The following is a 9,593-nucleotide window of genomic DNA, read 5'->3' as shown; positions in this document are numbered from 1 at the left end:
CGGCCGGTCCACCCCCGCATGGGCGGGGAATTCGGCCGCGGACTCCTTCGCGCGGGCGTTGATCGCGGTCCACCCCCGCATGGGCGGGGAATTCGTCTATACCTAATGGACGGTGCCCGGTAGAGTCGGTCCACCCCCGCATGGGCGGGGAATTCTCTTGCTGACCTGCGCCTACGGGGCGTCGTTATTGATTTGAGACCAGTGGTTGCTGTTCGGGGGAGGGCTTGTTTGAGTTTCGGGCGGGTCGAAGAGCGAACTCGTTGCCATCGTGTCAACCTACGCGGGCCCTTGCCTGTCGTGGTGTTGCTCGTCTGCGAAGGTCCGGGCCTCGTTGGGCTGGCGCCCTTAGATGTTCGAACATTTTTGTGGGAGGTGGCTGTCCTAGGGGTGGTCTATGTTGTGAGGCGGACTCGTCTCGATGGGGGATTGGTATGGAGCATCTGTTAAGCAGATTGTCATTGTCATTGTGGGGCAAGGCGAAGGGGCTCGATGAGCCTTACAGTCTGGTGCGCCATCTGTTGGACACGGCGGCCTTGTTGGAGGTGCTGTGGGACTACTACCTCGATGGCAACCAGCGGCGGGTCATCGCGCGTGGGCTTGATGCGGATCTTGGGCACGCTCGCGCGACGGTGGTGTTCTGGGGCGCGTTGCATGACATCGGGAAGCTCGCGGTGGGGTTCCAGTCCTGTGACCGGGCCGCACTGGCGCTGTTGGACCCGGTACTGGTCGCAGATGTCGGGGCCGCAGCAGATTCGCGCATCGACCACGCGCGGGCCGGGATGCTGGCGGTGACGACGTTGCTGTCGGGAATGGGTTTCGAAGATGACGCGCCGGACAGCCCGCTGTCTCGAGTCGCCGAGATCATCGGCGGGCATCACGGGCGGTTCCGGCCGGTGGACGACCAGTGGTTTGGCAATCCGGCGTTCAATAGCTGCCTTGGCGGGCCGAGCTGGGACGAGCAGCGCCAACTGCACGTGTCGGCCCTGCATTCGCTCTTGGGTGCGCCGAAGGCGCCCAAGGCGTGCTCGACCCCGGCTGCGGTTCTGATTACCGGGTTGGTGATCCTCGCCGATTGGCTGGTCAGCCAGGAAGATTACCTGCGGGAACGACAGTCGAGCCTCTCCCCTGATCTCCACGAGCACCTGGCGCGGGCCCGGTCGGCCGCGCTACCACTATTGGATGAGGCCGGGCTGCGACCGGTGCGCCTGGCCTCGCCGGACTTCGCGCAGGCACATGGGCTGGCGACACCGAATCCGTTGCAGCGCTCGATCGTTGAGGACCTGCCGTCCCAGGTGACGGCAGGCGAGGCGGGGATTTTGGTCGTGGCGGCCGCGACCGGCGACGGGAAGACCGAGGCCGGGCTCGAAGGATGGCGGACGCTGAGCGCGGCCTCCGGCAGTGCGGGCCTGGGATACTTCCTGCCTACCATGGCCACCAGCGACCAGCTCCATCAGCGCATCAGCGGCTACGTCGAACGGTGCCTGCACGAGTCGGACCGCAGCGCCGGTGCGGTCGCGCTCACGCACAGCATGGCGTGGCTGGGCCCGGCCTATGCCGACGACGCGGCCGTGCTCACCGGCGAGGATCCGGGCACCGCGACGGCGAAGCGCATGGCGCCGCGGCGGTGGCTGCGGGGTTTGAAGCGTGCGCTGCTGGCCCAGTTCGCGGTCGGCACCGTCGATCAGGCGCTGCTGGGTGTGCTCCCGGTCGCCCACAACGCGCTGCGGATGCTCGGGTTGTCGGGCAAGACGGTGATCATCGACGAGGCCCACGCGTACGACCCGTACATGCAGGTGCTGCTGGGGCGACTGCTGCACTGGTTGGGCGCCTATGGCTGCCCGGTGGTGTTGCTGTCGGCGACGTTGCCGCGGTCGGTCAGCGACGCGTTGATCAAGGAGTACCTCACCGGTGCCGGGCTTGCGGGTCCGGCGGTGCGGGAGCGGTCGTTCACGGTGCCGTATCCGGGTTGGCTGTACGTCTCGGCGACCGGCGAGGCGTCCCAGATTAATGAGAACCGCCACCGCGAGCAGGTCGAGGCGCGCCACAGCGCCCTGGTGGTCGAGTCACGACCGGTGCGGCACACGAGTCCCGGCGGGGCCGAGGGCGGCGATACGCGCGCCGCGGTCTTGCTCGACGCCTTGGATCCGGTCTGGGGGGCGGACGGGGGCTGCGCGGTGGTCGCGTGCAATACCGTTCCCGACGCGCAGGCAACGTACCGGCTGCTGTGCGCGGAGGCACAGCGGCGCGGACTCGCCTCGGGCGCGGTGGAGTTGCTCCATGCGCGGTTTCCCGGGGTGGAGCGGCAGGCGAGGGCCGCGCGGATCGGTGCGGCACTGGGGCGCAGCGGGCCCCGCCCGCACCGGCGGATCGTCGTTGCCACACAGGTCCTGGAAGTCGCCCTCGATCTCGACGCCGACCTGATCGTCAGCGACCTCGCGCCGCTGGCGCAGCTGCTGCAACGGGCCGGCCGGTGCTGGCGCCACCAGCAATGGTGGACCGCACACGGCTTCCCGAATGGGCGCGGGCGCCCGGCCTGGTCGAGTGGCCCGCGCCTGGTGGTGCTCGACCCGCTCGGCTCCGGCGGCGTGCCCCGGCATTGGGGCGGCGATGACGGCGTGTACCCGGCGTTCCTGCTCGAAGCGACCGCGCGGCTGCTGACCGGACTGGGGGAGACGCCGATCCGGATTCCGCAGGAGGTCCCGGCCATGGTCGAAGCCGTGCACGGGGTCGATGACCGGTTCGACTGGGCCCAGCCTGACGCCTCAGCGTCCTATTCGGCGTTCATGGGGAACGTGCTGGCCGAGCGGGCTTTCGGGAAGAACATCGTGATCCCCCGATGCGAGAGCGTTTACGAACTCGCCGACCTGCACCGCCTCCCGGTGGACGAGGAGCAGGCCGCCACGCGCCTCGGCGCCGACAGTATCCGGGTGCTATGCCTGTTCGAGCACAGCGACGGCACCGTCAGCCTGGACGCGGACCGGTCGCACTCGTTGTCCGATGTGGTACTGCACGGTTCGCCTACAGTGGCAGCGACGCGTACGATCATGGGCCACACCATCCCTGTCCGCTCCGATTGGCTCGGCACGCTCGGCGACACCGAACGGCCACCGTCGGCGTGGAACGATCACACCCTCCTCGGCGACCTCGCCGTCCTGCGCCACCAGGTCATCGACGGGGCGGCACGGCCGGTGCGCCTGGCCCGCGGCGACTTCCACTTGGACCCTGACCTCGGTCTGGTCCGCGACTGACCCCCGATCCTTCCGCGCCGCGACGCGGCGCCTTTCGCCCCTAACTGCACGGTCTCGCCTCAAGGATGCCCATGCCCCGTACTTTCTCGCTCGCCGACGAACCCTTCATCCCCGCCCGCTACCTCGACGGCTCCGCCGCCCGTCTGGGGCTGCGCGACTTGTTCTGCCAGGCGGAGCACCTCGCCGACTTCGAAGCGCCCCACCCGCCGGCGGCGACAGCGATGCTGCGGATCCTGTACGGCATGGCCTTTCGCATCGCCGCGCGCATGAACCCCGCGCTCGCCGACCTTGACGTCGCGGCCAGCCCGCGGCAGTGGCTGCGCGCCCGCAACAGCGTGTTGGCCCAGGGACGGTTCGACCCCGTACACGTCAAGGACTACTTCGACGCCGTCGCCTCCGGCCTCGACTTGCTCGATGCGGACCGGCCCGCATTCCAAGACCCGCGCCTGGCCGACCAGTGCCGTAACGCGCAAGGGGAACCGAGCTCTTCTGGGGTGAACAAGCTCGTCGCGGGCCGGCCCACCGGAGCGAACGGGGCCGTTCTGTTCGGGCACGGCAGTGACGGGGCCGCCGAACCGGTGCGGCTTGATGCGGCCGTCTGGGAGGTGCTGACGCAGTGGTACTTCGGTCCGGCCGGGCAGTGCACGCCCCGCCGGATCGGGGCCGAGAAGGAGGGCAACGGCCCGGCCGGGCCGCTGCGCGGGACCGTCTCCTACCACCCGTGGGCCCCTGACCTATTCGCCTCCTTGCTGGTGGGCATGCCCTGCCCCGACGCCGACCAGGCCGACCTCGCCCCCGGCGAGCCCTTTCCCTGGGAACGGTCGGATCTGCCCGACCCGCTCGCACCCGCCCCGCCATTGACCTGGCCGGCCGGGGTCTTGACCGGGAGATCGCGCCACGCGGTCCTGCTCGTGCCCGACCACGAGCGCACCGCCATTGTCGACGCGTACGTCACCTGGTCGACCAAGGCGCCGCCTGCAGCAGCACTGGACCCGTATTTGATCTACGACACCGGGAACGACGCGAAGATCCGCGCCCGCAAAGCCGACCTCGACCGCAACGTCTGGCGCGACCTGGACGCGCTCATGATGGACCGCGCCGACACCGCCCGCCCCACCGCATTCCGGCACACCCGCTCGATCCCCGCCGACCTGCGCTCCCACATTCGGGTGCGCGCTTTCGGGTTCGACCAAGAGACCAATCAGCAACGCGATTACGGCTGGTACAGCGCCACGACGCCGCCGCTCCTGCAGCGCTTCCACGAGCAGGACCCGGCCATGGCGGTCCGGTTCGAACAGTGCCGCATCGCCGCCGAAGCGCTCGGTGCGACCCTGGCGAACGCTGCGCGGACCGCGTGGGCTGAATCGACCGGCACCAAAATGGACCGCCGCAAGCCCGGTCCCTGGCTGCAGCCGACCATGACCGGATACTGGTCGGGCGCCGAGGCGGCCTTCTGGCGGATGGTCGAACCCGCCAGCACCGGGCAGCCCCACCGGGTCTTCCGTGACGCAGCCGAATCGGCACTGGTGGGCGCGATCGGCACCGCGCGCCGCGACATCCGCGTCGCCCGCGCCTTTCGGCACGCCATCGCCCTCCTGTGGAGGGCCGTCCCGAATACCCCTGGCCAGTAGCGGTTCTGCCGTCTTCCTCAACCTCTAGGAGTGTGCTTCCATGCCCACCTCACCGTCATCGCGGGCCACGTCCTCGCTCGATGCCAACCGTGTGTTCGTCGCCAACGTCGAACGGCTCTGCCGTGACGACAAGCGCGCCCGGGCCGACCTGCGCCGTGGCCGGGGCTTGCGCTACGACCAATCCCACGGCATGCACCGCCACCTCGTCAAATACATCTCCGAGCACGCCAGTGCCGACACGCGCGAAGCCCGATACGCCGTCGCCGCGCTCATCGCGAACACCCCCACCGACGCCCCCGCGGCCACGGGGGCCGTCCCGGCCAGTTTGGGCGCGAGCCTGGGCGTGGCCGTGCGCCACGGCGCGATGAAACCCGACTCGGCCGAGGCGACCCTCCATCTGCTCACCCGCCAGCAGCGCGCCACGGTGGCACGCAGCCTGCCCGCCCTCGCCCGGCAGCTTCAACGCGCCGATGCCGCGATCGACTGGGCCCGCCTGGTCGACGACCTCGCCGGGTGGGACCGCGACCGCGACCGGATCGCCACCCGCTGGCTCGAGCACTTCTACCAGACCTACCAGCCCCACGACAACGCCCAACCCGACACCACCAACCCCGACCCCGACTCCGAGTAAAGGACCTTATGATGGCGCGATTCCTCGAACTGCACGCCCTGCAAAGCATCCCGGTCGCCAACCTCAACCGCGACGACCTCGGTTCCCCTAAAATGGTCACCTACGGTGGCGCCGACCGCATCCGCGTCTCCAGCCAGGCGTTGAAACGGCCCATCCGCCACGGTGTCGAAGCCGACCTCGGCGAGTACTCGTTCCGCACCCGGCAACTGCCCAACCGGCACCAAGCGATCCTGACCGACGCCGGGTGGACCCCCGAGGCGGCCGCGTTCGCCTGGAAGCAGATCACCGCCACCGTCGGCAAGGGCGAGAAGAACCTCAAATTCGAGATCAGCAAACAGACCGGTCTGCCGATCACCTTGGTGTTGCTGCTGTTGCCCGATACGGCCCTGCGCGAGCTCGCCGACCTATGCGATGCGCACCGGCTCGCCCTTGAGAGCGAGCAGGCGAAGAAGAAGCCCGCCCAGATCCTGCCCGCCGGCGACGTCCACGCCATCCTCAAGAGCCGCAACATCTCCATCAGCATGTTTGGGCGGATGCTCGCCGAGCTCCCCGGCGCCAACGTCGACGGCGCCGTCCAGATCGCCCACGCCTTCACCACCCACGCCGCTGAACCCCAAAGGGACTACTTCACCGCCGTCGACGACTGGCTCAGCGACAACGAGGACGTCGCCGGCACCGGCCACCTCGACACCGCCGAATTCTCCGCAGGCGTGTTCTACCGGTACGGGTGCCTCAATCTCGACGACTTCCTCAAGAACCTCGGCGGCGACCGCGAGACCGCCGCCCGGGCCGCCGCCTCCTTCGCCGACCACTTCCTGATGTCACTGCCCCAAGCGAAGAAGAACAGCACCGCCCCCCACACCCTTCCCGACCTCGCCTACCTCACCGTCCGCGACCGCCGGCCCATCTCCTTCGCCGCCGCATTCGAAACCCCGGCCCGGCCCATGCGCGGCGGCGGGATCGCCGAACCCTCCCGGGACGCGTTCAACGCCTACGCCGCCGACGTCGCCCGCCTCACCGCCGGACGCGGCCTGCTCTTCGGCGGCCACGCCTCGGTCGGCGACCGCACCTTCGAGCACCTCAACGAACGCTTCGACTCCTACGAGGCGCTCATCGACGCCGCCGTCCTCGCCCTGGTCGCGCAGCAGCCATGACCGAGGGCATGATCCTGCGCCTGGCCGGGCCGCTGCAATCGTGGGGCGAGCGGTCCACGTTCACCGTCCGCGACAGCGCCGCCTTCCCCACCCGCTCCGGCATCCTCGGCATGGCCGCCGCCGCCGAAGGCATCAACCGGACCATCCGCCCACCCGGATATGACGACCTCGAGATGATCCTCCGCATCGACCGGCCCGGCACCCGCACCGTCGACTTCCACACCGCGGGCGGCGGCTACCCGCCCGAAGGCACCGCCGCCACCGCCGGTGGCGGACACAAGAACGCCGCGGTGGTCAGCCATCGCCACTACCTCGCCGATGCGGCGTTCACCGTCGCGATCACCGGCCCCGCAACGGTCATTGCCCGTCTCGTTTCGGCACTCGACCACCCGCATTGGGCGCCCTACCTTGGGCGCCGCTCCTGCCCGCCCGATGAGCCGCTCTTGGTCGCCCGATCGGTCACCGACCCCGTGAACGAACTGCGCACCCGCGTGCCACTGGCCGCTCGATCCGGTCGCCACCGCAACGAGACCCCGATCCCGGTCGACTTCATCTGGGAGACACCACCAGCCGGTACGGCGATCGCCATCGACATCGCCGACCGTCCTGCAGCGAGCCCCCGCCAGTTCCACACGCGCCGCATCTGGCGTACCACCGAATACCTTCCGGCGGCGCTCCTGCCCCACCCGGGCGGGGCCCGGGCCCGCCTGATCGACTACGCGCTTGGGAGTACGACACGATGACCGCGCTGTTCCTCGCCCGTCTCAGCCTCAACCTCACTCACCGCGACGTCCAACGCGACCTTGGCGACGCCAAACAGCTGCACACCACGATCATGCGGCTCCTGCCCGACAACATGGGGGCCGACCCGCGCAAGCAGGCGAACCTGCTGTTCCGCGTCGAGGACGGCCCCACCGGCACCACCGTTCTCGCTCAGGCCACACAGCCCCTCCACCTCGACCGGCTCCCCGCCGGCTACGCCACCGCCGAACTCAAAGACATCACTGCCCTCCTGCGCACCATCCGAGCAGGCACGGCCGTCCGCTACCGCATCGACCTCAACCCGACCAAGACCGAACGCCCCGACAGCCCCGGCGACACAACCGAGCCGGGCCCCCCGAAGCGCCCCCGCGGCACCCGCCGGGCACTCTCCGGTGCCGCCGCCGACGCCTGGTGGCGCCAACGCGCAGCCGCGAACGGCCTCGACGTCCACACCATGCACCCCACCACCCCCGCATGGCCACCGCACCAGAACAAAAAGGACGCCATCCGGTTCTCGCTGTACCGATACGAGGGCACCGGCATTGTCACCAACGCTGAGCACCTTGGCGCCACCCTCACCGCAGGCCTCGGGCGCGCCAAGCCCTACGGCGCCGGACTGCTCAGCCTCCTACCCGGACAGACCCGGTGACACAGGCGCAGCGCGGCCCCAAAGCGCGCCTGGCCGTACCGAGCCTGGCGATGCTCCCGCGCATCGGTGACTCGCTGTCGTTTCTGTACCTCGACATCGTCCGCGTCGTCCAAGACGACACCGGCGTGTGCGCCACGATCGAAACCAAGCGCGGCACCGACATCGTGTACCTGCCGACCGCGGCACTCTCATGCCTGCTGTTGGGCCCCGGCGCGTCCATCACCACGCGCGCCCTGGGCACCCTCGCCAGGCACGGCACCACCGTCATCTGCACCGGATCGGGCGGCGTCCGCTCCTACGCCGCCATCACCCCCGAAGGACTCACCACCACCTGGCTCGAACACCAAGCTACGGCATGGGCGAACCCCTCCATGCGCCTTGCGGTCGCGATCCGCATGTACGAGCACCGGTTCGACGAAACCGTTCCCACCGGCGCCACGATCGAACGGCTTCGCGGTCTCGAAGGCCACCGCATGAAATCGCTGTACCGCCTCCTCGCCGAACGCCACCGCCTCAAACCCTTCAAACGCAGCTACAACCCCGAAGACTGGGACCAACAAGACGCCGTCAACCAAGCCCTCTCCTCCGCCAATACCTGCCTGTACGGCATCGTGCACGCGGCGGTCCTCGCGCTCGGATGCTCACCCGCGCTCGGATTCGTCCACCAAGGCAAACAACACGCCTTCGTCTACGACATCGCCGACCTCTACAAAGCCGAACTCACCCTCCCCCTCGCGTTCGCACTCCATGAATCCGCCAACCCCGAAGCCGACGCCCGACGCAAACTCCGCGAACAACTGCGTCTCTTCCGGCTCCTGCCACGCATCATCGGCGACATCCAAAACCTCCTCCTTCCCAACGAGAAAGCAGGCAGGTTCGACGAACGCAAGCCCACTCGCCTTGTCCATCTCTGGGACCCCGAAACGGGAGCGGTTCCCGCAGGCGTCAACTACAGCAAGGAACCCGAAGAAGGTTGAAATGCCCTCAATGATGGTCCTCGCGACCACCGCGGTACCACCGCACCTGAAAGGTGCCCTGAGCAGATGGACCATCGAGGTCGCCCCCGGCATCTTCGTGGGCACCATCTCCACACGGGTACGCGAACAGCTGTGGGAAATAACCAAGCAGACCGTCGCTGACGGGGCGGCCGTCCTCGTCCACCCCGCACCGAACGAGCAAGGCTTCACCGTTCTGACCGCAGGGACTCGACGGCGACGACCCGAAGACTTCGACGGACTCACCCTGATGCGTTTCACCGCTCCGCCAGCAGACACCGCAGCGACGCCGGACTCCCATGAAAGCGAGTGGCCCGTTGAATTCTGATCACAAAAACATAACAGCGCTATAAGTCCCCAGTTCAGCAAGAGAACTCCCCGCCCATGCGGGGGTGGACCGCTCCCAACGAACCCAGCATCCGATGGATGAAAGAACTCCCCGCCCATGCGGGGGTGGACCGATCCGCGCCAAGCAAGGCCAGATCCGCGAGCAGAACTCCCCGCCCATGCGGGGGTGGACCGT

The 9,593-nt window shown here is 68.8% G+C and carries 8 protein-coding genes; all 8 read left to right on the top strand.

From position 1 onward, the window contains the following. The first annotated feature begins 431 nt into the window (after positions 1 to 431). The 8 genes from BLQ63_RS15540 (at position 432) to cas2e (ending at position 9,398) form a co-directional block, all read left to right on the top strand. Positions 432 to 3,248, top strand: coding sequence for a CRISPR-associated endonuclease Cas3'' (locus tag BLQ63_RS15540; RefSeq protein ID WP_091036861.1), 2,817 nt, complete (start codon positions 432 to 434; stop codon positions 3,246 to 3,248). 71 nt (positions 3,249 to 3,319) lie between these two features. Next, positions 3,320 to 4,879 (top strand): type I-E CRISPR-associated protein Cse1/CasA, encoded by a 1,560-nt coding sequence (casA, locus tag BLQ63_RS15535; RefSeq protein WP_177154957.1) that lies wholly within the window; start codon positions 3,320 to 3,322, stop codon positions 4,877 to 4,879. A 40-nt stretch (positions 4,880 to 4,919) separates the two neighbouring features. Further along, positions 4,920 to 5,510 carry a type I-E CRISPR-associated protein Cse2/CasB gene (gene casB, locus BLQ63_RS15530; protein WP_091036853.1) on the top strand — a complete coding sequence of 197 codons (591 nt, stop codon included), beginning with the start codon at positions 4,920 to 4,922 and terminating at the stop codon, positions 5,508 to 5,510. An 8-nt stretch (positions 5,511 to 5,518) separates the two neighbouring features. Then, complete coding sequence (gene cas7e, locus BLQ63_RS15525; RefSeq protein ID WP_177154956.1) at positions 5,519 to 6,664, top strand: type I-E CRISPR-associated protein Cas7/Cse4/CasC; 1,146 nt, start codon at positions 5,519 to 5,521, stop codon at positions 6,662 to 6,664. Next, positions 6,661 to 7,407 (top strand): type I-E CRISPR-associated protein Cas5/CasD, encoded by a 747-nt coding sequence (gene cas5e, locus BLQ63_RS15520; protein ID WP_091036842.1) that lies wholly within the window; start codon positions 6,661 to 6,663, stop codon positions 7,405 to 7,407. Before cas7e ends, cas5e begins: the two co-directional genes overlap by 4 nt. Next, positions 7,404 to 8,075 carry a type I-E CRISPR-associated protein Cas6/Cse3/CasE gene (gene cas6e, locus BLQ63_RS15515; protein WP_091036839.1) on the top strand — a complete coding sequence of 224 codons (672 nt, stop codon included), beginning with the start codon at positions 7,404 to 7,406 and terminating at the stop codon, positions 8,073 to 8,075. The genes cas5e and cas6e overlap by 4 nt, the downstream gene beginning before the upstream one ends. A 50-nt stretch (positions 8,076 to 8,125) precedes the next feature. Continuing rightward, the gene (gene cas1e, locus BLQ63_RS15510) at positions 8,126 to 9,052 is read left to right on the top strand and encodes a type I-E CRISPR-associated endonuclease Cas1e (protein ID WP_091036836.1); all 927 of its coding nucleotides are present in this window, start codon (positions 8,126 to 8,128) and stop codon (positions 9,050 to 9,052) included. Position 9,053: 1 nt separating this feature from the next. After that, positions 9,054 to 9,398, top strand: coding sequence for a type I-E CRISPR-associated endoribonuclease Cas2e (gene cas2e / locus BLQ63_RS15505; RefSeq protein ID WP_091036833.1), 345 nt, complete (start codon positions 9,054 to 9,056; stop codon positions 9,396 to 9,398). Positions 9,399 to 9,593: the final 195 nt, after the last annotated feature.

Source organism: Glycomyces harbinensis (assembly GCF_900101745.1).
In the GTDB taxonomy this organism is placed as follows: Bacteria; Actinomycetota; Actinomycetes; order Mycobacteriales; family Micromonosporaceae; genus Glycomyces; species Glycomyces harbinensis.
The sequence above is the reverse complement of the archived record's forward strand: the minus strand, read 5'-3'. Positions and strand labels throughout refer to the sequence as shown.